Below are 26,371 nucleotides of genomic sequence, written 5' to 3' on the forward strand. Positions count from 1 at the left end.
CGGCGTCATCGACGCCCCAGCCTGGCCGGGCGCATGGCCACCAGCATCCCACCGATCACGAGCAGCACGACGACTGCCAGTGCGATGCCCCACGGCAGCTGCGCACCGGTGACGGCCAGCTGCCCGGGCGCAACGACCGTGACCTCCGCACTGATCGGGTCGAGCTCTCCGGACACGATGACCAGGGTGTGTGCACCGAGCGGCAGATCCGCAGGGATCGACACTTCGAAGGCCACCCGACCTGAGGCATCAGCCGCGGAGATACCGGCGATCTCGATCGGATCACTGAACAGCGTCGCCGTGATCTGCTGACCGGGTTCCAGCCCCGACACGGTCACAGGCAGGGCTCCGCCCTGCTCCACGCGGCCGTCGCCGACGTCGACCGTCGCCCAGGCGACCACTTCGCCGTCGCCCGGATCTCCTGGTTCCGTCGGTTCCGTCGGCGTCCCGGGTTCCGTCGGTTCCGTCGGCGTCCCGGGTTCCGTCGGTTCCGTCGGCGTCCCGGGTTCAGCCGGCTCAGTCGGTTCAGTCGGCTCCGTCGGCTCGCCCGGTTCTTCGGCCGACACCAGGCGTGCGACGCCCCAGCGTGCCGTGTTCTGGTAGCCAGTGCCGGTCGGCTCCGCCCAGGTGTGCACGGCGAAGCGGGCGCCGTCTCGTCCATCATTGACCTGGAAATCCAGTCCATGGAAGGTGTCGAGGCCGCCGAGTGGAACGTCGCTCTGACCGCCAGACTCGCCGAGGAGGTCGATCGCGACCTCCACGACATATCCGGTTTCGGTCAGAGCCGTCGCGCTACTGGCCACACGTGCTTGCTGCAGCACGGCATCGCCCGTGCCGAACGACAGGTCCCCGTCGGTCGTGATCCGGATCTGCGTGTCGTTCGGGCCGTACGTCCCGGCCTTCGTGTTGCCCAGATCGAGAAACACCTCAACGGAATCGCGGTTCCACGCGTCGCTGTTGCTGTTGTCGACGACCGGATCGGTCACCTCGTACAGCACGTAGAGCTGGTTCCCCTGCCAGAGCGTGCGCACCTGCGCCTGGGCGCCGCTCGCATCACCCTCGACAGTCCTCGCCGTCTGCGCCACGGCGGCATCCGCCCACACCTCGTCGACGATGCCATCGACCGTCGGGGCTGGCAGCTCCGGGATCTCCAGGTAGGACAGCGGCTCCAAGAATGTGAGCCGGCCCGTCTCACCGGGCGAATTCCAAGCGCCGGCGACCGAGTCGTTGACGATGACACGCACATCGAATTTCGCCGAGGAGCCCTCGACGACCTCGCTGTGCGGCAGGTGCACCGCAATGAGATGCTCGCCCCCAACAACCGTCTCGATACCCGGGACAGAGTCCGGGGCATCCTTCTGGTAGACGAACTCTTGGTCGCCATAGGTGAACTCGACGCGGTCTGGGGCGACCGTGCTACGAACCAGAACGGTCAGGTGGTCATCGCTCCAGCGCGATTGGAACCCTCCCACGTCTCCGGTCAGCACGTTCTCTGGCAGGTTCTGCCATTCGATCGCGTCCGCGAATCCGTCGGCCAGCGCGATGTCACCGGCGAACACGTTCGCGGTGGTGATCAGCGCCGGCAGGCCATCCGGGTCATCGATGACTCCGTAATACGCAGGCTTGGCCTGCAGACCGGCACTGAACACCAGCGGTTCCTGCTCAGATCGCCATGAGCGGTTGTCGGTGAGACCCCAGATCGTGGCGGCGAACACCTTCTCCGCATCCGGTGCCGCCGCGTCATAGGAGCGCAGCAGCCGGAACACATCGCGATAGAAGTATCCCTGCCTGATCCGGTTCGCCTCGGTGGCTGGGTTAATCGTGACGTCGAGCTCAGTGACTTCCTGCAGCAAGCCGAGTCCGCCGAATCGGTCGAGCGCGCCCTGCAGCGACGCGATCGTGGTGTTGATCGAGACGTGGAACTGGTGCCCAACGCCATCCAACGGCACTCCAGCTGCCAACAGTCTCTTCACGAGGGCCTCATACTGCGCGCCCTTACGGTCTTGCTCGGTGTTGTAGTCGTTGATGAAGAGCATCACCGGGCGATCGGTGCCTGACGCGGCGTACGTATTGTTGAAGGCCTCCTCCGCGAGCTCGAAAGCGAGCGGGATGTACTCCTCGCCCAGCACTTGATACCAGCGGCTCGTGCGCAGCCCATCGTCAGTGCTCTGATCCGCCACCACCTCGTTGACGACGTCCCAAGCGACAATCGGATTGGTCGATGAGCCGTACAGGCCGTAGTCATCAGAAATCGATCGGGCCACGTTGTCAATGTGGGTCGCAAGACGGTCTCGGAGGATCTGCTTGTCAGCATCGGTGTCGGTCAGTTCGCGTCCGGAGTCGTCCTGGAAGAACCAGTCCGGCGTTTGCGAGTGCCACAGCAGCACGTGTCCGTACATTCGCAGGTCGTTCTGCTGTGAGAAGTCGAGCAGAGCGGTCGCCTCGGCGTTGCGCTGGAAGTCACCGTTCTCGTCGTACCAGGCCTCCACCTTCATGTGGTTCTCGGGCGTGATCTGGTCGAAGTGGTGCAGCAGCAGGTCGGCTGCGGCTCCGCTCGTCTCGCGAGAATCGATCGCGACGCCGACCGGGAAGTCCACGGTGTCCTTGATCGGCACCAGGCTGGTGTCGACCGGGTTCGGCTCCGGCACGCTCACGCGCAGCTGATCGACCAGGAAGGCCGAGGTGTTGCCACTGTTGTAGCGAGCTTCGACATAGAGTTCGGCGGCGGTGTCGTAGGCGGGCACCGTGAACTCACCGGACACGGTGGTCCACCCCTCGGCGCTGGCATCCTCGATCTGGTGCAGGTTGGCGTACGAGGCGGACTCGCCGGTGACGGTACGCATCGAGATGCTCAGCCCCTGTCCGACGTCTGCGCCCTCGGCGAAGCGCACAGCGGCCTCGATCAGGTAGGTGCTCCCTGGCAGTAACACGTCGACGACGTCGAACTGGATGCCGTCGCCCTCGTGCGTGCGGTCGGAGACCTGCGCGGCGAATGCCGAGTCGTCGGCACCGCCTGGCACGACTGAGATGGTCGGTGCCGATTCTCCCGATCCGGAGCGGGCGAACCATCCGTCCAGCTCGCCATCGTCGAAGCTCGTGTCGATGAGTGCGCCCGTCTGCTGCGGGGCGGGAGTGCCGAGCGGGAGGGTGAAGACCCAGCCGTCGGCCAGCCGCTCGTCGACGACGGTCGCGAGCGCCTGCAGCGACGGTTCGCGGTCACCGCCGCCGTCATGCACGAGCACGATCTCGCCGGGCTTCATCGCGGTGCGCAGATTCTCGGTGAGTACGGCCGGGTCGGTCTCTGCCCAGTCGTTGATCGTGTTGGTGACGGCCAGCGGCTGCATGCCGAGCGAGACAGCGACGGCGGCAGTGGCACCCCAGCTGCCGTTGGGCGCGCGGAAGAACGGCACCTGTGCGTCAGGGTCGCCGAGCGCCTCACGAATGATGCGCAGATTCTCGACGAGATCGGTGCGGATGCTGTCGGCATCCCAGGAGCCCATATCCGTGTAGCTCGTGGTGTGGTTGCACAGCGTGTGCCCCTCGGCGACGGTGCGCCTGAGCAGATCGGCACCGCCGGGCGCGGTGATGTTCTGGCCGATGACGCAGAACACCGCATGGATGTCGTTGGTCTTCAGATAGTCGAGCAGCGCCGCGGTGGTGGCACCGTTGGGTCCGTCATCGAATGTGAGGGCGGAGACGTTCCCGCTACCGGAGGCGAGACTGACCGGTGTGGTTGTCGGGTCGACGGCGCCGCCAGGGGCGACGTCGGAATCTCCTCCGCCTGGAGCGGGGGCACGCGTGATGAGCACATCGTCAAGATAGAACGATGATGTCGCCGGGTCCACCTCGATGTAGACCTGCGTGTCATCCGCGTCTGCGGTCAACGTGCCGGAGATCGTGGTCCACTCCCCCGCGGGGATCGCCTTGTCGGCGACCCAGTGATAGCCATCCTTGACGAGGAAGCGGGCCTGCGCGGCGGCATCCTGTACCAGCACTCGCGCCGAGAGCGTATACGTCACGCCCTCGGCGAATAGGCCCTCAGGGCTCTGCAACGTGTGCCACGTCTCGGTGCGGTCGGCCACGCTCAGTACCTGACCCGCACCTCCGTTCGGGTCGGCGGTGACAGTGAGGGTTGGGTCGCCGCTGGCGAACCAGTCGCCGGTCGTACCGTCCTCGAAATCGACGCTCGAGATGATCTCAGGATCTGCCGCAGCAGCGGAGATAGGGATAAGTGGGGCCGCGATGATTGCAGCGGCGGCGGAGAATGCCAGCAGGGTTGATCGACGTCGCACGGGGCGCTCCTTTGCGCAGATGATTTGTCGTTGGCCCAAACATAAGGAGTAAACAGCAGCGCGTGTCAACCTGTGATCGAAAAGTTACGAAACTTCTCTCGAAAGTTTCGAACGCGATTCAGGATGCCCACATCGACGCACTTCCGCGCGCCACGAGGTGCGTGGCGAGATCCATCCGCAGCGCCCAGCGCCGGACCTCCCGCGGGGTCGACGACCACAAACCGCGCGCCGCGCGAGCATTCCAGCGAAAGTTTCGAAACTCCGGCGAACGCCCATCGAGCAGCTTTCAAGCGCCGGGAACACTGGACGTAGGCGCCCATCCTGCTATAGGTTGTGAACAGCAACAATTTACGTACGCGACGACGCGTCGCAAGAAGGAGCCGTCATGGTCACCCCCACCCGCGAAGACAAGTTCTCCTTCGGTCTCTGGACCGTCGGATACAACGGATCCGATCCGTTCGGCGGCCCGACGCGCCCGGCACTCGACGTCGTGCACGCGGTCGAGAAGCTCGCCGAACTCGGCGCCTACGGTCTCACATTCCACGATGATGATCTGTTCGCATTCGGTTCGACCGATGCTGAGCGTCAGACGCAGATCGACCGTCTCAAGGGCGCTCTGGCCGACACCGGCCTCATCGTCCCGATGGTCACCACCAACCTCTTCAGCGCACCGGTCTTCAAGGACGGCGGCTTCACGTCGAACGACCGCGATGTCCGCCGTTTCGCGCTGCGCAAGGTATTCCGTCAGCTCGACCTCGGCGCCGAGCTCGGTGCGAAGACGTTCGTGATGTGGGGCGGCCGCGAAGGCGCAGAGTACGACTCCGCCAAGGACGTCCGCCAGGCACTCGAACGCTACCGCGAAGCCGTCAACCTGCTCGGCGACTATGTCACCGACAAGGGCTACGACATCCGCTTCGCGATCGAGCCCAAGCCGAACGAACCGCGCGGCGACATCCTGCTGCCGACCCTCGGCCACGCGATCGCGTTCATCGATTCGCTTGCACGCCCCGAGCTCGTCGGCGTCAACCCCGAGGTCGGCCACGAGCAGATGGCGGGCCTGAACTTCACGGCCGGCATCGCCCAGGCGCTGTTCCACGGCAAGCTCTTCCACATCGACCTCAACGGTCAGCGTGGAATCAAGTACGACCAGGACCTCGTGTTCGGCCACGGCGATCTGCACAACGCGTTCTCGCTCGTCGACCTGCTGGAAAACGGCGGCCCCGGTGGCGTTCCCGCATACGACGGCCCTCGCCACTTCGACTACAAGCCCTCGCGCACCGAAGACGAGACCGGCGTCTGGGACTCCGCCGCGGCGAACATGCGCACCTATCTGCTCCTCAAGGAGCGCGCGGCCGCATTCCGCGCAGACCCCGAGGTGCAGGAGGCACTGGCTGCGGCCAAGGTCGCCGAGCTCTCCACGCCGACGCTGAACCCCGGCGAGTCGTACGACGACTTCCTCGCTGACCGCAGCGCCTACGAGGACTTCGACACCGACGCCTACCTTGGCGGCAAGGGCTTCGGCTTCGTTCGCCTGCAGCAGCTCGCCACCGAGCACCTGCTCGGCGCACGCTGATCGTGACGCTGGTCGCCGGCGTCGATTCCTCGACGCAAAGCTGCAAGGTCGTCATCCGCGATGTCGACTCCGGTGCTGTCGTCCGTTCCGGCCGAGCCGGGCATCCAGACGGCACCGAGGTCGACCCCGCTGCCTGGTGGGACGCGCTGCAGAGCGCGATCGCGGATGCCGGCGGGCTTGACGACGTCGCAGCCATCGGCGTCGGCGGCCAGCAACACGGACTGGTGGCGCTCGACGCCGCCGGCCACGTCATCCGTCCGTCCCTGCTCTGGAACGACACCCGGTCAGCGGATGCCGCGACCGCGCTGACCGCCGAGGTCGGTGCGGAGGAATACGCCCGCCGTACGGGCGTCGTGCCGGTCGCATCCTTCACGGTCAGCAAGGTGCGTTGGGTGGCGGATGCGGAACCCGCGAACGCAGCCCGCATCGCCGCGATCGCGCTCCCCCACGACTGGCTGACCTGGCGTCTGCGCGGCTACGGCCCTGCAGAGAATTCGCCGCTCGGTCCGATCCTCGAGGAACTCATCACGGATCGATCGGATGCCAGTGGCACCGCGTACTTCGATCCGGCACGAAACGAATACGACCGGGAGTTGCTGTCGATCGCGTTGCGTCGCGATGCTACTGACATCGTGCTGCCCCGCGTGCTGGGTCCGTCCGAGCACGTGCTCGGGCAAAACGGCATCCTCGTCACCGGTGGTGCAGGCGACAATGCCGCCGCAGCACTCGGGATGGGCGCCGGCAGCGGCGACATCGGCGTCTCGATCGGCACCAGCGGCACAGTGTTCGCCGTGACTGACGTCGCTGTCGCCGACGCCTCCGGTACGGTCGCGGGCTTCGCCGATGCCGCCGGCGGGTTCCTCCCGCTGGTCGCAACGCTCAACGCGGCGCGCGTGCTGGATGCCACGGCATCCCTTCTCGGAGTAGACCACGACGAGTTCGCCCGGCTCGCGCTCTCGGCAGCACCCGGTTCCGGCGGGCTCGTGCTGCAGCCCTGGTTTGAGGGCGAACGAACCCCGAACCTGCCCGATGCCACAGCCACCCTTTTTGGGATGACGCTGGGTTCGACCAGCCGAGAGAACCTCGCGCGTGCGGCGATCGAAGGCGTGCTGTGCGGTCTGGCTGATGGCCTCGACCGCATCCGCAGCCGCGGCGTCAGCGTCGATCGCATTCTGCTTGTCGGCGGAGCGGCGCAGAATGAGGCGGTCGCGCGAATCGCCGCTCAGGTGTTCGACGCGCCCGTGGTGGTGCCGGCGCCCGGAGAGTACGTTGCCATGGGCGCCGCAGTTCAAGCCGCGTGGGGTCTGCGCGGCACGGCTCCGGCTTGGCCAGTCGAGATCACCGCGCGCTTCGAGGCCGACGAGCGGCCCGCCATCCGAGCCCAGTACGCCGCTCGCCTCCCCTGATCACTCGCCCGCCCGTCGCTGACACAAGTCACCCCGTTTCGTACCGGGTCAGCAACGGGTGGGCGAGCTCACCTGATCGCCACAGTGCTGGTCGTTTCCGCACCGAAAGTGGCGAACTCATAGGATCTGGCACCACACTGGAGTCATGACCTTCGCCGCACTTCGCTCCCTCGCCGACCGCGCCGCCCTGTTCACCACCCTTCGCCAGGAGTCGTTCACTGCCGCTGTCGACGCGCTTGGCGAGCACCGTTGGGATGCTGACATGGCGGCCAGCACGCTCACATTCAGCGCGACGGCGAACCCCGAGCAGCAGCTGGTGACCACGCCACACCTGATCGCGACCATCGCACCGGGACCGCGCTCCCTGCTGTGGGCATGGGCACACCCGCAGGGCGACGTGGGCGGCGTCGCGGCACAGTTGCGCGACTACGGCTCCCAGTACGGCATCGCAGAGCTGTCTCAGCCCGAGATCGCCTTCCCGGATGACACCGGTGACGACCTCGACGAGTGGATCGCCCAGGCCGCACACCAGATCGGCACGGTCGCCGTCGAGATCACCGGACGCTCACCGTATTACTCTGCTCCGATCGACGGCGGCACTCGTGCGGTCTTCGTCCTCGACGCGCCGATCGCACCTCTGACCGTGCAGGACGCCGTCATTGCCGCGCCTCGCGTGTTGGCCGGGCTCAACCTCAGTGACGCGCGCTCCGCGGTGTGGGACACGGCTCGCCTGGCGGGTTGGAGCATGCAGTGGACCGATGAGGCATACTCCGGAGCCATCGTCACCGACGCTTCCGGCGAGGCAACCTTCCGCTTCGACGAGCAGGCCCGCGTCAGCGGCATCGAAAGCACGCTCGGCGCCTGATTCACTTCTCCGCCGCAGACGTCAGGCGTGCGCTTCCCGCGCTGCTGTGAAAAACTGTCCACATGAATAAGTGGCTCGTGCGCGCCGTCTCCCTGTACGTGTTCAACGTGGCGGCGCTGCTGCTGATCGGACTGCTCATGCGCAGCGTCCAGGTCGGCTGGAACGCGCTGTGGGCGGCCGTCATCTTGACCGTGGCGACGCTCGCGCTCAAACCGGTGCTGTTGAAGTTTTTCCGCGGCACGGCGGCGAAGTCGGCCGAGTCCAGGACGAAGATCGGTGAGAAGACCGTCCAGTACGCCCTGGTATTCATCGTGGAGTTGATCGTGTGGGTACTGACCGTATGGTTCAGCGGCGTCAACGTGCACGGCTGGTTCTGGGGCTATGTTCTTCCCCCGGTGTACCTCCTCATCGCCTGGGTGATCTACGACCAGATCGATGATCGGATCGAGGCGAAGACCGGTCAAGTGATCGGCTCGGTGCAGTCGAAGATGACCGGCCGCCGCTCATCGGGTGGCGCGCCTACCCCGGCAGACGCCGGATCCCAGAATGCAACCGCCGCCGGTCAGGATGAGCTCCGAGACGGGCTCACCACCGAACAGCGACGGATGCTGGACGAGCTGTAGCTCGAGCCTGCTCAGCTTCAGCCGACGAGTCGCTCCGCGGCTTCGACGACGTTCGTCATCAGCAGTGCGACCGTCATCGGACCGACCCCACCCGGGTTCGGCGAGATGAATCCGGCAACTTCGGCGACATCAGGATGCACGTCTCCGTAGACCTTGTTCTTACCGGTCTCCGGGTCGATCTCGCGCGTGACGCCCACATCAAGCACCGCTGCGCCGGGCTTCACGTCTTCGGCGCGGATGAGGTGCTTGACCCCTGCCGCGGCAACGATGACATCGGCATCCTTCAGGTACTTGGACATATCGACCGTGCCGGTGTGCGTGAGCGTCACCGTGGCATTGAGGTCGCGACGAGTGAGCAGCAGCCCGATCGAGCGACCGATCGTGACACCGCGGCCGACGACGACGACGTGCTTGCCCTTGAAGTCGTAGTCGTTGCGCAGCAGCAGCTCGATTACTCCTCGCGGCGTGCACGGCAACGGCGTGTGGATCGGCGCGTTGACATTCAGCACGAGACGACCGAGGTTCGTCGGGTGCAGGCCGTCAGCATCCTTGTTCGGGTCGATGCGCTCAAGAATCGCATCGGTGTCAATGTGCTTCGGCAGCGGCAACTGCACGATGTATCCGTGGCAGCTGTCGTCGGCGTTGAGTTCGTCGATCAGCGCTTCGACCTGTTCCTGCGTGGCATCCGCTGGCAGCTCGCGCTGGATCGAGTTCATTCCGATCGCCTCGGACTGCTTATGCTTCATCCCCACGTACAGCTGGGACGCCGGGTCGGCACCCACGAGCACCGTGGCGATGCCAGGGGTGATCCCCCGCGCGCGCAGCGCGGCGACGCGCTCGGTCAGTTCGCTCTTGATGGCCGCCGAGGCGACCTTTCCGTCGAGTACTTTCGCAGTCATCGTCAAGTTCCTTTCCTGAGCGAAACACCATCTGCTCCGCGCGACATCAGTTCCGGCGTGAGACACCACATCTGAGGTGGTGTCTCACGCCGTGCGTGTTGCCGGATGCTGGAGATGGTGTCTCAGCGAACGCGGAGTGTTACTGCTGCAGGCCCGGGTAGAGCGGGAATGCACCGGCGAGCGCGTCGACGCGAGCCTTGAGTGCTGCGACATCTGCACCGGGCTGAAGTGCCAGGGCGATGACGTCGGCGACCTCGGTGAACTCGGCATCGCCGAATCCGCGCGTGGCCAGAGCCGAGGTGCCGATGCGCAGCCCCGAGGTGACCATCGGCGGGCGAGGGTCGTTCGGAACAGCGTTGCGGTTCACCGTGATGTGGATGTCATGCAGCAGGTCTTCGGCCTGCTTGCCATCGACCGCGGCGTCACGCAGGTCGACGAGCACGAGGTGCACGTCGGTGCCGCCAGAGCGAACCTTGATCTGAGCATCCGCGACATCGGACTGGGTGAGGCGGTCTGCGAGGATCTGGGCGCCGCTGACGGTACGCACCTGACGGTCCTTGAACTCCGGCGTTGCCGCGAGCTTGAACGCGGTCGCCTTGGCTGCGATCACGTGCATGAGCGGGCCGCCCTGCTGACCGGGGAAGACAGCCGAGTTGATCTTCTTGGCGAGATCGGCGTCATTGGTGAGGATGAAGCCGGAGCGAGGGCCACCGATGGTCTTGTGCACGGTCGAGGAGACGACGTGCGCGTGAGGGACCGGGTTCGGGTGCACGCCTGCGGCGACGAGTCCGGCGAAGTGTGCCATGTCGACCCAGAGCAGCGCGCCGACCTCGTCAGCGATCTCACGGAACTTCGCGAAGTCGAGGTGGCGGGGGTATGCCGACCAGCCAGCGACGATGACCTTCGGCTTGTGCTCGATGGCCAGGCGACGTACCTCGTCCATGTCGACGAGCGAGGTCTCCGGGTTCACGCCATAGGCGACGATGTTGTACAGACGGCCGGAGAAGTTGATCTTCATGCCGTGCGTGAGGTGGCCACCGTGGTCAAGCGACAGACCCAGCAGGGTGTCGCCGGGGCGAGCAATAGCGTGCAGCACGGCCGCGTTAGCGGTGGCGCCGGAGTGCGGCTGAACGTTGGCGAACTCAGAGCCGAACAGGGACTTGACCCGCTCGATAGCGAGAGACTCGGCGACGTCGACCTCTTCACAGCCACCGTAGTAACGGCGACCGGGGTAACCCTCGGCGTACTTGTTCGTGAGTACGGATCCCTGCGACTGCAGCACCGAGACGGGCACGAAGTTCTCGGAGGCGATCATCTCGAGGAATGTGCGCTGGCGGTTCAGCTCGCGCTCGAGCACCTCGGCGATCTCAGGATCAACCTCGGACAGCGGGGCGTTGAAATACTGATCGGTCATTTCGACTTCTTTCGTTGCGGAATAGGTGTCATCGGCCCAGGCGCGCGGTCGAATTCCGTAACAGTCGCTCCCCGGTGGTGACCCACCCAGACGCCAGTCGCGACAGTTCGAGCATAGCGGAACTCGCCACGCCCAGAATAGCCGCGACACCTGGTCACGAACGCACCCAGCGGGTAGGTTTTGTTCATGGTCCTTCCAGTTGTTCCGCTCCCCTCCTCCTTCACGGAGTCCCCTGGCACGTTCCGCCTTGCTTCGAGCACGCGCATCGTGGTGAACAATGATGCGGATGCCACGGCATCCGTACTCGCGAATGTGATCGCCGAGCGCACCGGGCTCCGCCTTGACATCACCACGGACGCCGCTGCGCAGGGCGATATCGTCCTGCATCGCACGGCACGCCAGGGCGAGCACTACGCCCTGCGGATCGGTAGTGACGTGCGCATCGATGGTTCGGAGGCTGGCCTCTTCTACGGCATCCAGACCCTGCGCCAACTGCTCACCACCGACGGGGACGACTGGTTGCTGCCCCACGTCGACATCGACGACACCCCACGCTTCGTATATCGCGGCCTGATGCTCGACGTTGCGCGCACCTTCTTCGGCGTCGACACGGTGAAGGCGTTCATCGACCGGGCGGCATCTCTCAAGTTCAACCACCTCCACCTGCACCTGACCGACGACCAGGGCTGGCGCCTGCAGATCGACAGTCGTCCGTTGCTGACCGAGCGCAGCTCGACGACGGCCGCGCTCGGCCGACCAGGCGGCCTCTATACAAAAGATGACTTCCGCGAGATCGTGCAGTACGCCGCGGCCCGCCACATGGTCGTCGTACCTGAGATCGACCTGCCCGGCCACACACATGCCATCGGCCTCGCGTATCCCGAGCTCGTCGAAGACCCGGTCATGAACGACAACCTTCTCGCGCAGTCGAGCGCGCTCGGCCAGCCGCTGCCCGTCGCCGGTGAGCCATATCTCGGCTGGGGCGTCGGGCACTCCTCGATGAAGATCCACAGCGAGGCCACCTGGGAGTTCCTCCGCGATGTTCTCACTGAGCTGGCTGAGCTCACACCCGGGCCGTACCTGCACGTGGGTGGAGACGAAGCGCTCGGCACCCCGCAGGCCGATTTCGACGCGTTCATCGAGCGCGTCACCGCGTTGACCACTGAGCTGGGCAAGACTCCGGTTGCCTGGCACGAAGCCGGTTCCGCGCAGGTCGCGGAGGGCACCGTTGGGCAGTACTGGGGCAACACTGAGCCCGGCGACGCGCACGCCGACGCGGCGCGCCGCTTCGCTGCGCGCGGAGGCTCGGTCATCATGTCGCCATCGACCACTGCGTACCTCGACCAGAAATACGACGCTGAGTTCCCGCTCGGTTTGGACTGGGCTGCGCTCATCAACCTTGAGACCGCGTACGACTGGGAGCCGACCGCGATCGTCGATGATCTGCCTGCGGAGGCGATTCTCGGCGTCGAAGCGCCGCTGTGGTCAGAGACGCTGGAGACGCTGGACGACATCGATCAACTTGTCTTCCCTCGTGCGGCCGCGATCGCCGAGGTGGCGTGGTCACAGGCTGAGGACCGCGACTGGTCTTCGTTCCGTGAGCGCGTCGGGACGCTCGGCAGTGTGTGGAATGCCGCAGGATGGGGAGGCCACCGTCCTGCCGAGATCGTCTGGAGCAACTGATGCCCGCGACACTGATCCATTCCGTCCGTCTCATCACCGATGGCATCGAGACTCCTGATTCATGGGTGCGTTTCGAAGATGGCCGCGTGACGGCGACCGGCACAGGCGCCGATTGGACGGCTGCCAACACCGTGATCGACGGGGCCTCCGTCGCGGGCCCGGGTGCGATCCTCACACCCGGATTCATCGACATCCACGGACACGGTGGCGCCGGAGCATCCTTCGATGACGGCGACGATGCGATCCGCACCGCACGCGATCTGCACCGTGCGCACGGCACGACGCGCGCTGTCGTCTCGCTCGTGACGGCGCCGATCGATGACCTCGTGCGTCGCGTCGGTGGGATCGCCGATCTCATGCAGACAGATGCTGACATCCTCGGGTCTCATTTGGAAGGTCCGTTCCTCGACCCCGCACACCACGGAGCCCACGAGCCCTCGCTGCTGCGCGATCCGGTCGCCGCCGATGTGCAGCGCCTGCTCGACGCGGGCCGCGGTACCGTTCGCCAGGTGACAATCGCTCCGGAGCTTCCCGGCGGCATCGAAGCCATCCGACTGATCGTCGCCGCGGGCTCCGCTGCAGCCGTCGGCCACACGAGCGCGGACGCCGCGCAGGCCGTTGCCGCGTTCGAGGCCGGGGCCACCATCCTCACGCATGCGTTCAATGCAATGCCAGGCATCCATCACCGCGCACCAGGACCCGTACTCGCGGCGGCCGCCGATCATCGGGTCGTTCTGGAAGCGATCGCAGACAACGTGCACCTCGATCCGCAGGTGATCAAGTTGATCTTCGACTCGGCTCCCGGCCGTGTCGCGCTGGTGACGGATGCCATGGCTGCGGCTGGCAGCGCCGACGGCAGTTACGACCTGGGCGCCGTCAAGGTGACGGTGAAGGACGGCGTCGCGCGGGCCGACGACACCGGTTCGATCGCCGGTTCCACTCTCACGCAAGATGTCGCGCTGCAGCGCGCTGTGCAGGCCGGTGCCTCGCTAGTGGAGGCAGTGCGCGCACTCACCGAGACTCCCGCTGCGGCGATCGGATTCGGCAACCAACTCGGACGACTGGCACCCGGATATCTGGGCGATGCAGTGCTACTCGATGAGAACCTGCAGGTGGCGCACGTGCAGACCGGCGGACCTCTGTACTGAGTGGGAGGGGGTGGTCGCCGCTCCCCCGCGGCGACCCCGTCTCCCCAGACATGAGAACGGGTGGACCCGAGGACTCCTCCCCCGAGGTGCCCGAGTCCACCCACCAGTGCATTCCCCCGCACTGGCGCCGAACTCCGCCCCCCGGTGGAGTTCTGATGGCTATCTCTGTTTGATGAGACGACGAGGCAGCGGATTCATTACGCGAAATGCGAGAAATCTTTTTTGAGAGTTGCCTCCGAGTTATCAACAGGGGTGGCCAGGCTGGGAGTTTCGGGAGAGAATGGCTCAGTCGCGTGAAGATTGACCGGTTCACGCGTCTCTTCATGTGGGAGCACAACCGGCGCCCCACGAACGATGGATGACAGTGCAGAACGACGAACTTTCCGAATCACACGCGGCAGCCGATGCCGACCTGATCCTTCGTACCCGTTCGGGTGACAAGGACGCGTTCGGTGAACTCTGGCGACGCCACTACCCCTCGGGGATGACGGTTGCACGTTCCGTCACATCCAGCATCGACCCTGACGATCTCGTGCAGGAGTCGTACACACGCATCTTTCAGGCGATCATCAAGGGCGGCGGACCGAACGGATCGTTCCGCGCGTACTTGTTCACCAGCATCCGCAATACCGCAGCCGCGTGGGGTCGCTCGCGGCGCGAGACGACGATGGATGAGCTGGATGCTGTCGCTGATCCGGACAGCTCAGAGCAGGCCACGAATGAAGCGCTTGACCGTGGCCTGACCGCCCAGGCATTTCGCAGCCTTCCCACCCGCTGGCAGGAGGTGCTCTGGTACACCGAGATCGAGCGTATGAAGCCTGCCGAGGTCGCTCCTCTGCTGGGTATGAAGGCCGGTGGAGTCTCGCAGCTTGCATTCCGCGCTCGTGAGGGTCTGCGGGAGGCCTGGATTCAGGCGCACCTGCGCAGCGCCACGGCCGGATCGGAATGTCACTGGAGCATCGAGCATCTCGGTGCCTATTCACGCGGCAACCTCAGCACCCGAGATCAGAAGCGCCTCGATCTACACCTCGAAGAGTGTGCCCGATGCATGATCGTCGCCGCCGAGGCGAAGGACGTCTCGAACCGTCTTGCGCTCGTGCTGCTTCCGCTCGTACTCGGTGTCGCCGGGGCAGCCGGTTACACCGCGATGCTCCAGGGTGGCGGCGCCCCGCTCGTGGCGCTGGCCGCAATGCCATCCTCGGTGATGGGGGGCGCAGTCACCGTTGGCGGTGCTGCCACGAGCGGAAGTGCTGTCGGAAGTGTCAGCACGCTCAGTGGTAAGGGCGGCTCAGCCGGAGGTGCCGGGGGCGCTGGACCAGCCGGGGGCGCTGGATCAATCGGGGGCGCCGCGGGCGGAGCCGGAGTGTCTGGCGGAGCGATCACCGGAATCGGCGCCCTGGTAGGCGCGGGATCCGCTGCGCTCCTCGTCGCCGGGGTCGTGGCCGCCGCCACGATCGTGCCCGGTCTCGTGGTTGCGAGCCCCGTGACATCGCTGCCGAACGCGGGCGACGCGAACAACTCATCGATCAGTTCAGAGCTCGCCGCAGACGACGCGCTCGACGCAGACGAGAAGTACATCCTCGAAATCGCTGAGGATGCCCCGAAGACGGCGCCCAAGGCGGATGCTCCGGTCGAAGCTGACGTGCCTGCGGTGCAGCCTGTGGCTCCTGCGGTGCCCGCTGCTCCGTCTGCTCCGTCTGCTCCGTCTGCTCCGTCTGCTCCGGATGACGGTGGCGAAGGCGGCAACACCGTCCCTCCTAGTGAACCCGAAGAGCCTGAGGTGCCGGAGATTCCAGTGGTGCCGGAGATTCCAGTGGCGCCGGAGCCTGCTCCTACACCCGCGCCCGAGCCCGAGCAGCCGGCCGCGCCGCGGCCAACGCCCGAACCGATTCCTACTCCGGCCCCAGAGCCATCACCGAGCCCCGAGCCGACGATTCCCGCGCCCGAGCCGACACCGGTCCCGACACCGGTCCCGACACCGGCTCCCGAGCCGACACCGGCACCCGAGCCATCACCGAGTCCCGAACCAGCGCCCGAGCCCGAGCCCACAGAACCCGCTCCAACACCCGAGCCCACAGAGCCCGCTCCAACTCCCGAGCCCACAGAACCCGCTCCAACACCCGAGCCCACAGAACCCGCTGGCCTCCCGGATGGAGCGCCGACGTTCGGCCTAGCTTCGACCACCTTCGATTTGTCGACCTGGAAGACGCACTACTCGGTACCTGTCACCGGTGCCCCGGGGGCGACCGTTCGCGCGCTGATCGACGGAAGCAGCGACGGCGCAGACGAGATCGTGCTGGATGAGAACGGCAACGGCACAATCGACCTGCGCCCGAAGCTGGATCAGATCCTCTTCGATTCCGACGTCACATTCCAGTACGTTTACGGCAGCCTCACCGGCCCCGCGACCGAAACAACGCTCTCTGGGCTGCTCGATGGTTCCGCTCTGCCACCCGAAAGCCTCGCACCAGTCGAAGAAACACCGGTCGAAGAAGATCCGTCGCTCGTTGAGCCGAATGCCCCCGCGGACGTGCCCACGGAAGCCCCCGCGGACGTGCCCACGGAAGCCCCCGCAGAAGTTCCTGCCCCCGTCGAAGAGCCGGCGCTCGATGACACAATCGAGACGCCCCCCGACGTCACCATAGTTCCGGTCCCGTCCGACCCCGTGGACACCGCGCCTTCCGTCCTGACCGAGGACACCACCCCCGCCGAATAGACTGGGAGCATGTCCGAAGCCTCCGATGCTGTTCCCGGTGTCAACCGTCCGAATCTTGCTCCGCTCGACATCGTCCGGGCTGTCGTCCTGATCGCCGCGATCGCTTCGCTGGCGCTGTGGGGCTTCGCGATGTGGCCGTTCCCCTGGAATCTCGTCCTCGGCATTGGCGCACCGCTGATCGTGCTGCTCGTCTGGGCACTTTTCCTCTCCCCTCGCCCCGTGCTGAGCCTGCATCCATTCGTGCGCGCAGCCGTTGAGCTGCTGATCTACGTGGGTGTGACCCTCGCATGGTGGTCGATGGATCAGGCCTGGGTCGGCCTCGGCTTCGCAGTCGTCGCCGTCACCGCTGGTCTCTTCGCCGGGCGGAGAAACCTGCAGTGACCGTCGCAGCGGCCCTGCGGGACGCTCTCGGTGACATCGTCGATATCACCGAAGAATCCCTTGAGGCCGCACGAGCTGATCGCTCAGGACACTCCTCACCGGGCCGTCCACTCGCTGTCGTGCACGCCGAAACAGTCGCGCATGTTCAGCAGACGATGCGGATCGCCACGGCATCCCGCACTCCCGTCGTGGTGCGCGGCGCCGGCACCGGGCTTGCGGGCGCAGCTAACGCGGGCCCCGGCGAAATCGTGCTGTCGACCCTGCGCATGAACCGTGTGCTCGAAGTGCGCTCCGACGATCTGTTCGCGGTCGTCGAGCCCGGCATCCTCAACGCGGACCTGAACGGCCTTCTCGCCGAACAGGGCTTGTGGTGGCCGCCCGACCCCGCCAGCCGCGACATCTCCACCGTCGGCGGCAATATCGCCACAGGCGCGGGCGGATTGCTGTGCGCCAAGTACGGAGTGGTACGTGACGCCGTCTTGGCGATCGACATCGTGCTCGCCGACGGACGCCTCCTGCACCTCGGTCATCGCAGCGTCAAGGGCGTCACCGGGCTGGATCTCACCTCCCTCGTGATCGGCTCGGAGGGAACACTCGGAGTCGTCGTCGGAGCCACGCTGAAGCTGCGGCGCATCGTCGAGGGCGAGATCTGCACGATCACTGCCCTGTTCCCCACCGTGCGCGCTGCGGCATCCGGATCGGCGGCGGTCACGGCATCCGGTACCCAGCCCGCGATCATGGAGCTGATCGACGCGACCAGCCTCGCTGCGGTGCACGCTCTTCTGAAGCTGTCCGTTCCGGCAGCCGGGGCATCCCAACTGACGATCCAGACCGATGGTCCCGCAGCCCGGGCAGAAGCCGATCACATCGCCGCGGTGCTTCGCGACAGCGGCGGCGAGGTGACGCTGACCTACGACCGCGAAGAAGGCGAGCGGTTGCTGGCGATCCGTCGTTCGATCCACGCGGCGCTCGCGGCCCTCGGCACCACTCTGATCGAAGACGTCTCCGTTCCTCGAAGCGCCCTGCCCGCAATGTTCGATGAGATCGCCCGCATCGAGAATCAGTACGGCCTCACGATCCCGACCGTCGCGCACGCCGGTGACGGCAATCTGCACCCGAACTTCATCTTCGAGGGCGCAGAGGTTCCCGATCACGTGTGGGAAGCCGCTGACGAGCTGTTCCGTGCCGCAATCCGCCTCGGTGGCACGTTGACCGGCGAGCACGGCATTGGCATGCTCAAGAGCCGCTGGCTCGCCGAAGAGCTGGGCGACGACCAGTGGGAGTTGCAGCGACAGATCAAGGGCGTGTTCGATCCGCTCGGCATCCTCAACCCCGGAAAGGTGTTCTCCGTTGCCTGACATCCATGTGAGCGCCGCCATCATCCACGATGCCGAGGGCCGCGTGCTCGTCGTACGCAAGCAGGGCACCACCGCCTTTATGCAGCCCGGCGGCAAGCCGGAGGCCGGCGAGAACGCCGCAGAGACACTCGCCCGCGAACTCGATGAAGAACTGGGCCTCAAGGTGGATGAAGACGCGTTGCGTCCACTGGGCAGGTTCATCTCCGCCGCCGCGAACGAGCCCGGTCACCGAGTGGTCGCCGACGCCTTCGCCCTCACGATTGAGGCGGATGCTGTGGCTGTGCAGGCCGAGATCGCCGAGCTGCGCTGGATCACGCCAGCAGACATCGGCACGCTAGAGCTGGCCCCGCTCAGCCTGGAGCACTTGCTCCCCCTGGCGTGGCCCGCCACCACCAGCACCCCGTAGCGCGTCTGCGAGTGTGCAGTTGTGGCTCAGAAATCGCGAAATTTCGAGCCACAACTGCCCGCTCGCAAGCGGGGAAGCGGGGCTAGAGGCCCTGCCACTCGGGCTTGTTGGCGAAGGCGTAGCGGTAGTAGTCGGCAAGCTTCAGCTTCGAAGCCGCAGCCTCGTCGACAACGACCGTGACGTGCTCGTGCAGCTGAATCGCTGAGCCTGGCAGAATCGCGCTGATGGGGCCTTCGAGGGCAGCTGCGACAGCCTGGGCCTTGCCCTCGCCGAACGCGAGAAGCACCAGGTGCCGTGCGCGCAGGATCGTGCCAAGTCCCTGCGTGATGCAGTGCACGGGTACCTCATCGATCGAGTCGAAGAAGCGTGCATTGTCCTTGCGCGTCTGCTCGGTGAGCGTCTTGACACGGGTGCGCGAGGCGAACGACGATCCCTGCTCGTTGAAGCCGATGTGCCCGTCGGTACCGATACCGAGGATCTGCAGGTCCACTCCACCTGCGGCCTCGATCGCCGCTTCGTAATCGGCGCCGGCGTGCTCAACGCCATCGACTGCACCATTCGGCGTCCGGATCAGCTCGGGGTTCAGCCCCAGCGGCTCGACGACCTCGCGCGTGATCACCGAGCGATAGCTCTCCGGATGATTCGGGTCGATGCCCACATACTCATCGAGCGCGAAGGCACGCACCCGTGAAACATCAGTCCCGGCCAGACGCCCGTGCAGCGCCTGGTAAACCGGCAGCGGTGTCGAGCCAGTGGCAAGGCCCAGCACGGCATCGGGACGACTCGCGATGAGCTGCACGATCTCATCCGCAACCAGTGCACCTGCGGCGGCGGCATTCTCGACGATGACGACTTCAGCCATGGATGGCGATCTCCTCTTCAGGGACGTACATTCCAACCAGCGCGGCGCCGAGAGCAGCCGCAGGGGAACCGGAAGGAAGCAGTTCAATTCTCTCATCGAGGTGCAGGGAGCGAAGGAACGACGATGCGCTCGCGTCTGCGATGAGAGCGGTGCGGATGCCGTCGCTGAGGCGGTCTCCGAGCGCGGTGAGACCGCCCCCGATAACGACCGTTTCCACGTCGGTACCCAGCACAAGAATGCGCACCGCGGCAGCAGCACCGCGAGCAAGGTCGGCACGCAGCAGCAGCGCGTGAGTGTCGCCCAGGTCTGCGGCGTCGAAGATGTCGCGTACGGGCCGGGCTCCGGGACGACCCCAGGCTCGGGCAAGTGCCCCACCGCCGCAGAGCGTCTCGATGCAGCCGCGCTGACCACAGCCACACACGCGTCCGTTCGGGTCGACCGAGATGTGCCCGACCTCCCCGGCGGTGCCGCGCGCGCCACGCCAGAGCGCACCGTCGATCACGATGCCGGCAGCGACGCCGGTGCCGAGATTCAAGTAGGCCATCGATCCGTCGCCGAGGTTTCCACGGATCGCGGCGGCGCCGAGCGCCGCTGCCTTCACATCGTTCTCCACCGCGACGGGCACACCAAGCAGTTCAGCGGCCCGCGAGGCAAGATCGAGCGATTCGACACCGAGATTCACCGCATGCAACACCCGGCCGCTCACGATATCGACGAGACCGGGGATTCCCACGCCCACGCTGAGCACGTCGGCATTGTCGAATCCGACCTCTGCCTGCAGCGCGTGCACGCTGTCCACGACACCGGCGACGACTGCGTCATCGCCCTGCCCTGAGTCGCGGCGGATGCGACCGACGATCTCGCCGGCGACGGTCACTGCGACGGCATCCGTCTTGGTTCCGCCGATGTCCAGGCCCACACGAATGGACCGGCCAGCCAGGCCGGCCGGAGTCACTGATGCCACTATGAAACTCCCAGCTGGCCAGACAGCACCATGACCGCGGTTCCGCGCAGCACGATGTCGTTTTGGCGTGTGAGTCGGATCACCACGTCATCGAAGACTCCCTCAAGAGTCCGCTGGCGAAGTGTCTCAGTGGCAGCATCGACGAAAGTGCCCTCGAGCAGATCACCAGGCCCGGAGAGTACAACCTCCGACAGGTCGAGCGCGGTGACGATCGGCGCGCTCGCGATTGCCAAGCGAGTTCCCGCGTCGCGCAGGATCTCCTCCCGTGCATGGGGGCGCGCGTCGATCTCGTCACGCAGACGGGGGACGCTCAGCCATGCTTCCAGGCAGCCGTCCTTGCCGCAGGCACAGCGTGGTCCGCCGTCGTTACCCACCACGACGTGACCGATCTCCCCCGCGGCGAAGCGGCTGCCGAGCATCGGCTGACTTCCGGAAATGAGACCAGCACCAACACCGACACCGATCTTGATCAGCATGAAGTCCGCTCTGGCCTCACCAAAGGTGTACTCGGCAAGCGTGGCAGCATTCGCGTCATTTCGTGCAAGTACGGGCAGGTCGAGGTCGCGACCGAGCATCGTTTCAAGAGGAAAGTCGGTCCAGCCGAGGTTCGGAGAGTTCAGCACAACACCATCCGGGCGCACGACACCCGGCGTGCCAACGCCGACACCCAGCAAGGTTGCGGTGGATGCCGCGACGAGCTCGCGGCTGAGCGCAAGGACAGCGGAGTATGCCGCCTCGCCGTCGGGCTGCGCGGGGCGTGCGATCTCGCGCCGTTCCAGCACATCACCGTCGAGGCTGAGCACGGCACCGTGGAACACTTCGGTGTCAGAGAGATCAAGGCCGACGATCTGATGGCCCAGCCGGTCGATGTCGACGAGAATGGCTGGTTTGCCAGGACCGGAGCTCTCGCGCACGCCGAGTTCGATGACGATGCCGTCGGCGATGAACTCTGCGACAAGATCCGAGATCGTCACACGGGTGAGGCCGGTTTCGCGTGAAAGGTCGGCTCTGCTCATCGAGCCGGCGTGGTACAGCGTCTGCAGCACGAGCGCTCGGTTGTGGCCACGGGCCTGTTCGGGAAGAACTTTGGTCCGCGAACGGAGCTGGCGGGCCGGTCCGAACCCATGCGAATTGACGCCGGTGTAGCCGGCCGGTGTCGATTGATACAGCTCATCCGAATCGGACATATTTGTTAGTAGACCTTACGAACAAAAATTCCGCAACCTTTGCTCCACCACATGAGCGGGAGGGTTACCGAAACGTTACATTAGCTTTCGCGGTGATTCCTCGGCTCCCGCGAAGGAGCAGGAAGCCCCTCGACGAGTGCAGCCACGATCTGTTCGCGAGCCTGGGTCGTCATCGGTTTTCCGGGGATGCCTGGTCGGCGTTGATCAGGCGCAGGCCCATCGATTGGACGATACCGCACCCCCGCCTCACCGAGCCGCCGCAGGTGCACGCCGAGCCGGCGCAGAAATGAATCGGTCTCCCCCGGCTCGCCGCCCGCCCAGAGTCGTTCGGCGATCGCGCTGAGCCGCGGGAACATCGCGAAGTCCACCCGATCACGGGTGGGCAGATGCTCGGTCCAGACGTTCGCCTGACCGCCCACGACGCCATCCGGCAGGCGCAGCGTGTACGCATGCTCGACCGTCAGCGGCGGTCCCACCGGGACCGGCTCATCGGCCGATTCGGATTGCCGGTAATCCAGATAGGTCTCAAGATCAGGGCACCCCACAACGGGGATGCCCCGCCGGATGGCCTCCCGGAGCGCGACCGGCCCGCGCCAGGCGAGGATGCGCACGCCGTCGGGCACCTCGGCCTCGAGCACCTCGTCCCAGGCGAGCGCCGTGCGCCCGCGCAAACGGACGTGCTCCACGAACTGGCCAGTGAACCATGGCTGCACGTCGTGCGGTAAGTCGAGCTCGAGTCGCTGCATCTGCGCGGCCGCAGCCGGGCTCTCAGCCCACTCCGTGACCGGAACCTCGTCGCCCCCGATACCGATCCACGGCGACGGGAAGATGTCGCACAGGGCATCGATCGCCGCACGTCCGAAGGCGAGTGAGGCCTCCGTGGGTGCAAGCGTGCGCGAGTTCACACCGAAGCGCTCCCACGACGACGTCACCGGCTCCGAAGCGTCGGTGTTGCTAAGCTCGGGGTATGCGGCGAGCGCTGCCTGCACATGACCGGGCAGCTCGACCTCTGGCACCAGCGTGATGAAGCGCGCGGCCGCATACTCGACCAGTGATCGCAGCTCGGCCGCGGTATAGAACCCCTCATGCACGCCGGGTTCGACGGTTGCGAGCGGGCCATGACCGCGCTGCGTGGCCTCCCGGCGGGCACCGACTTCGGTGAGCCGCGGATATTCGGGAACCTCGAAGCGCCAGCCCTGATCGTCTGTGAGATGCAGATGCAGCACGTTCAACTGGTGCAGCGCGAGCAGATCGATCAGGCGACGGATGTCCTCGGCCGGACGGAAGTGGCGAGCCACGTCGAGCATCACACCACGCCATTCGTACGCGGGTGCGCCGTGCCATCCACCCGCAGGCATCCGGACGACGCCCTCATCCGAGACGCCCTCATCCGAGACGTTTTCCGGCGGGCGCAGCTGCCGCAGCGCGGTGACGCCGCGGAAGACGCCTTCCTGGCTCGCTGCACGCACCTCGACACCGGTGGCCGCGACCGTGATGCGGAACGCCTCGGCGCCCACCCGACCCTCAGCATCGGCATCAGAACCGACCTCGGCATCGAGCGTGAGGGTGATCGCCGGTGCGGTGGATGCCTCACCTCCGTGCACTGAAACCGCTCCGTGCAGCGATACCGCGATCGCAGCGAGCTCGTCCGGCGCGTGAACGGCGGTCGCCGACGTCCAGACGAATGGCTCCGCGGCAGCGTCGATTTGTCCTTCGATCAGCGGCACCGTCGCCCGGTGGGCCGGTGGCGGCATCCGCAGGGCATGCCCGGGAGTCGCCCCGGTGACCGCACCCGACTCGATCACCGGGGTACCGGCGACGAGCACCTCAACGATGCCGACCGGTCCGGCGCGCGGTGCGTCGAACGTCGCGCCGGCGGCCACCCGTTCGGCGTCGAACAGCACCAGATCGGCGATGGCCCCCTCACGGATTACGCCACGGGGTGCGTCGCCACGGTTCAGGCCAAGGCGAGCAGCGGGTGTGCCGGAGAGATGGCGAACGGCGTCCTCGAGTGTGAGGATGCCGAGCTCGCGCACGTAGTGGCCGAGATAGTGGGCGAACGCGCCGAAGCCGCGCGGATGCGGCTTCGCGCCAACGAGGATGCCGTCGCTGCCACCGGTGTGTCGCTCATGTTGCATAATCGCGCGTACGTTGTCCTCGTCGCCGATGTGCATCAGGATGCCGGTGGCTCCGGCATCCGCGATGATCGTGTCGAGCACGACGTCGATCGCGCCTTTGCCCTCGTCCTCGGCGATCTGAGCGACCGTCCGTCCGATGAGAGAGGCGAGCGCGGAGTTCGCAGTGCCAACGATCTCGATCGTCGACCAGTCCGCGCGTTCGCCGTGGAAGCCGTCACAGCCGACATCCTCAAGCTCAACGCGCACCCGTTCGCGAGCATCGGCGTCAAGGGTGCGGATGGTGGCGATGAGGTCGCCACCCTCGGCAAGACTGCTCGGCAGCAGCGCAGCCAGCGTGGTCGCACCGGGCAGGTAGGGGTAGGTGTCGAGCGTGACATCGACGCCGTCGGCGACGGCTTCATCGATGAGCGCAAGAAGATCTGCTGCGCGTCCCCGATTGGGTGCGAAGTTCATGGTGGCGTGCGTGAGATGGATGGGGCATCCGGTGCGTCGTCCGATATCGAGCACCTCCCGGTACGCCTGCAGCGCTCCCCCGCCATAGCTGCGAGTGTGCGGAGCCCAGTATCCGCCGCGCTCGGCCACGACACGGCAGAGCGCCTCAAGTTCGGCCGTGGAGGCATACATGCCCGGTGTGTAGGTGAGTCCGCTCGACATGCCGAAGGCGCCCGCGTCGAGGGCAGCGCCGAGCAGCGTGACCATCTGCCTCATTTCGGCACGGGTCGCCGCCCGGTTCTCGTGACCGACGGTCATCATGCGGAGGTTCCCCTGCGGCACGAGCACCGCCACGTGTGCGGCTGTGGCCGCGTCAATGGCCACGAGAAGATCGTCCATCGTGCGCCATGGGGTGTCGTGCGGCAGGCCGTTCCAGCCCGCGATCTGCGCCGGGATGACGGATGCCGTGGCATCATCCAACGGCGCGTAGCCCAGCCCGTCCTGCCCGATGACCTCGGTCGTCACGCCCTGTCGAATCTTGGCCAGGTGTGCGGCGCCCTCCAGCACTGCCAGATCGCTGTGCGCGTGCATGTCGATGAATCCCGGCGCGAGGATGAGTCCCCGCGCATCCACCTCGACCGCCCCCTCCGGCAGTTCCAGGATTCGCTCGTCTTCCGGACTGAGGATCAAGGCGATCCGCGCCCCCTCGACTGCGACATCTGCGTCGTATCGCGGCGCGCCAGTGCCGTCTACGACGGTGGCGCCGCGGTAGACGCGTACACGTCCGTCGGCGGCATGCTCGGCGCTCAGAAGCATGTCGCCACCGCGCCGATCACGCGCGGATCATCCGCGTCAGGATCGTCGATCAGTGGGATGGCCCGCCACTTGTCGAATGCCGTACAGGGGTGCGAAAGCCCGAGGCGCACGACATCGCCCAGGTGCACCTGCGCGCCCGGCGCGAACTTCAGGAACGCATGCTGGTCGTTCAGCGCGGTGATCTCGCCCTCGACCGTCTGCGGGATGGGGAGTCCGAGGTCGAAAGGCACGTCACGCCGACCTGCATCCAGCAGCGCAAGGCCGTCCTCCGGCTGTGAGACAACACGCGCCCAGGCGTGCATGGCGGATCGAAGCGGCGCGGTGCCGGTGACCTGCCCGAAGGGCGACATCCTCGAGTAGAAGCCGTCATCGTGGATCTGGAACGCCCCTGATCGCAGCACGATCTCGGCCTCGTCTCGGAGCGGCGCGAGCACGGCGGCTGCGCGGTCGGGAAAAGAGCTGCCCCCGGCAGTGAGCACCGGACGAACTCCTGCCGGATACGACAGCCGATGATGTAACTCGACGATCGTGCTCAAGTAGGCATCCACGGCGCGCACCGAGTTCTCGCTGCGGTCGGGGCCGAACGGGCCTTCATAGCCGCCGACGCCGGCGAGACGGAGGCCAGGCGCCGCGGAGATGGCCTGAGCGATCCGCTCGCCCTCCTCGATGGTGCGCGCTCCCGTTCGTCCGCCGATTCCGCCCAGTTCGACAAGAACGTCGAGCGGATGCTGCGGGTCGGTGACCGCGCGCGCAAGCAGTTCTACGGAGTCGACCGCATCGACCCAGGTCAGCACCTGCAGGTCAGCGGATGCTGCGAGCTGCTCGCCGAGACGGGCGGCGGCAGCGGCATCCGTCACGGCATTCGCGATCAGCACGCGGCTCACCCCGGCGTCGATCGCGACGGATGCCTGCCACGCCGTGGCGACGGTGATCGCCCACGCCCCGTCGTCGAGCAGCCGCTGCCACAGAGCCGGAGCCATCGTGGTCTTGCCATGCGGGGCCATCACCACACCCTGCGCGGCCGCCCAGTCGAAGACGACGCGTTCATTGTGTGCGAGCGCGTCCTCGTGCACGGTCATCACGGGTGTGCTGAATTCCGAGAGCCGCAATCCTGCCGCAGGCACATCGGAGAGGCGGAGACCGTGCGAGCGAGCAGGAAAGGCCTTCGCCCACGGCCCGAGAACGGGATTCGGAATTCTTAGCGGCAT

General features: G+C 66.2%; 18 protein-coding genes and 1 riboswitch. Of the genes, 10 read left to right on the forward strand and 8 right to left on the reverse strand.

Features of this window, described 5'->3' with window-relative positions; genetic code table 11:
- Positions 1-5: 5 nt before the first annotated feature.
- The gene (locus ACSU1G_RS28100; RefSeq protein WP_439283858.1) at positions 6-4,292 is read right to left on the reverse strand and encodes an endo-1,4-beta-xylanase; all 4,287 of its coding nucleotides are present in this window, start codon (positions 4,290-4,292) and stop codon (positions 6-8) included.
- A 385-nt stretch (positions 4,293-4,677) separates the two neighbouring features.
- Between ACSU1G_RS28100 and xylA the strand changes: the two genes are divergently transcribed.
- The 4 genes from xylA (at position 4,678) to ACSU1G_RS28120 (ending at position 8,759) form a co-directional block, all read left to right on the forward strand.
- Positions 4,678-5,865, forward strand: a complete 1,188-nt coding sequence (gene xylA, locus ACSU1G_RS28105; protein WP_439283860.1) for a xylose isomerase — start codon at positions 4,678-4,680, stop codon at positions 5,863-5,865.
- 2 nt (positions 5,866-5,867) lie between these two features.
- Complete coding sequence (gene xylB, locus ACSU1G_RS28110; protein WP_439283862.1) at positions 5,868-7,271, forward strand: xylulokinase; 1,404 nt, start codon at positions 5,868-5,870, stop codon at positions 7,269-7,271.
- A gap of 145 nt (positions 7,272-7,416) precedes the next feature.
- Entirely contained in the window at positions 7,417-8,136 is a 720-nt protein-coding gene (locus ACSU1G_RS28115) for a DUF6882 domain-containing protein (RefSeq protein ID WP_439283864.1), read from the forward strand.
- A 62-nt stretch (positions 8,137-8,198) separates the two neighbouring features.
- Positions 8,199-8,759 (forward strand): hypothetical protein, encoded by a 561-nt coding sequence (locus ACSU1G_RS28120; protein WP_439283866.1) that lies wholly within the window; start codon positions 8,199-8,201, stop codon positions 8,757-8,759.
- A gap of 17 nt (positions 8,760-8,776) precedes the next feature.
- Here the strand turns inward: ACSU1G_RS28120 and ACSU1G_RS28125 are convergent, their stop codons facing one another.
- Positions 8,777-9,658: a bifunctional methylenetetrahydrofolate dehydrogenase/methenyltetrahydrofolate cyclohydrolase gene (locus ACSU1G_RS28125; RefSeq protein ID WP_439283868.1), complete on the reverse strand. Its 882-nt coding sequence runs from the start codon at positions 9,656-9,658 to the stop codon at positions 8,777-8,779.
- 139 nt (positions 9,659-9,797) lie between these two features.
- Positions 9,798-11,072, reverse strand: a complete 1,275-nt coding sequence (glyA, locus tag ACSU1G_RS28130) for a serine hydroxymethyltransferase (protein ID WP_439283870.1) — start codon at positions 11,070-11,072, stop codon at positions 9,798-9,800.
- Positions 11,073-11,099: 27 nt separating this feature from the next.
- Positions 11,100-11,183, reverse strand: a riboswitch (ZMP/ZTP riboswitch).
- 75 nt (positions 11,184-11,258) lie between these two features.
- On the opposite strand from glyA, the gene ACSU1G_RS28135 reads away from it, so the two are divergent.
- From ACSU1G_RS28135 to ACSU1G_RS28160, 6 genes are all read left to right on the forward strand, one after another.
- On the forward strand, positions 11,259-12,755 hold the full coding sequence (locus ACSU1G_RS28135; protein WP_439283872.1) for a beta-N-acetylhexosaminidase: 1,497 nt from the start codon (positions 11,259-11,261) through the stop codon (positions 12,753-12,755).
- Positions 12,755-13,903, forward strand: a complete 1,149-nt coding sequence (gene nagA / locus ACSU1G_RS28140; protein ID WP_439283874.1) for an N-acetylglucosamine-6-phosphate deacetylase — start codon at positions 12,755-12,757, stop codon at positions 13,901-13,903. The genes ACSU1G_RS28135 and nagA overlap by 1 nt, the downstream gene beginning before the upstream one ends.
- Before the next feature lie 358 nt (positions 13,904-14,261).
- Positions 14,262-16,619, forward strand: coding sequence for a sigma-70 family RNA polymerase sigma factor (locus tag ACSU1G_RS28145; RefSeq protein WP_439283876.1), 2,358 nt, complete (start codon positions 14,262-14,264; stop codon positions 16,617-16,619).
- Positions 16,620-16,628: 9 nt separating this feature from the next.
- Positions 16,629-17,000, forward strand: coding sequence for a YrdB family protein (locus ACSU1G_RS28150; protein WP_439283878.1), 372 nt, complete (start codon positions 16,629-16,631; stop codon positions 16,998-17,000).
- Positions 16,997-18,358 carry an FAD-binding oxidoreductase gene (locus ACSU1G_RS28155; RefSeq protein WP_439283880.1) on the forward strand — a complete coding sequence of 454 codons (1,362 nt, stop codon included), beginning with the start codon at positions 16,997-16,999 and terminating at the stop codon, positions 18,356-18,358. The genes ACSU1G_RS28150 and ACSU1G_RS28155 overlap by 4 nt, the downstream gene beginning before the upstream one ends.
- Entirely contained in the window at positions 18,351-18,764 is a 414-nt protein-coding gene (locus tag ACSU1G_RS28160; RefSeq protein ID WP_439283882.1) for an NUDIX hydrolase, read from the forward strand. Before ACSU1G_RS28155 ends, ACSU1G_RS28160 begins: the two co-directional genes overlap by 8 nt.
- 82 nt (positions 18,765-18,846) lie before the next feature.
- On the opposite strand, the gene nagB is transcribed toward ACSU1G_RS28160, so the two are convergent.
- The 5 genes from nagB to ACSU1G_RS28185 form a co-directional block, all read right to left on the reverse strand.
- Complete coding sequence (gene nagB / locus ACSU1G_RS28165) at positions 18,847-19,626, reverse strand: glucosamine-6-phosphate deaminase (protein ID WP_439283884.1); 780 nt, start codon at positions 19,624-19,626, stop codon at positions 18,847-18,849.
- On the reverse strand, positions 19,619-20,551 hold the full coding sequence (locus ACSU1G_RS28170) for an ROK family protein (RefSeq protein WP_439284014.1): 933 nt from the start codon (positions 20,549-20,551) through the stop codon (positions 19,619-19,621). The genes nagB and ACSU1G_RS28170 overlap by 8 nt, the downstream gene beginning before the upstream one ends.
- 38 nt (positions 20,552-20,589) lie before the next feature.
- On the reverse strand, positions 20,590-21,777 hold the full coding sequence (locus ACSU1G_RS28175) for an ROK family transcriptional regulator (RefSeq protein WP_439283886.1): 1,188 nt from the start codon (positions 21,775-21,777) through the stop codon (positions 20,590-20,592).
- A gap of 80 nt (positions 21,778-21,857) precedes the next feature.
- Positions 21,858-25,163 (reverse strand): family 20 glycosylhydrolase, encoded by a 3,306-nt coding sequence (locus ACSU1G_RS28180; RefSeq protein ID WP_439283888.1) that lies wholly within the window; start codon positions 25,161-25,163, stop codon positions 21,858-21,860.
- Positions 25,154-26,371, reverse strand: coding sequence for an alanine racemase (locus ACSU1G_RS28185; RefSeq protein WP_439283890.1), 1,218 nt, complete (start codon positions 26,369-26,371; stop codon positions 25,154-25,156). The genes ACSU1G_RS28180 and ACSU1G_RS28185 overlap by 10 nt, the downstream gene beginning before the upstream one ends.

Source organism: Microbacterium sp. A93 (genome assembly GCF_051842835.1).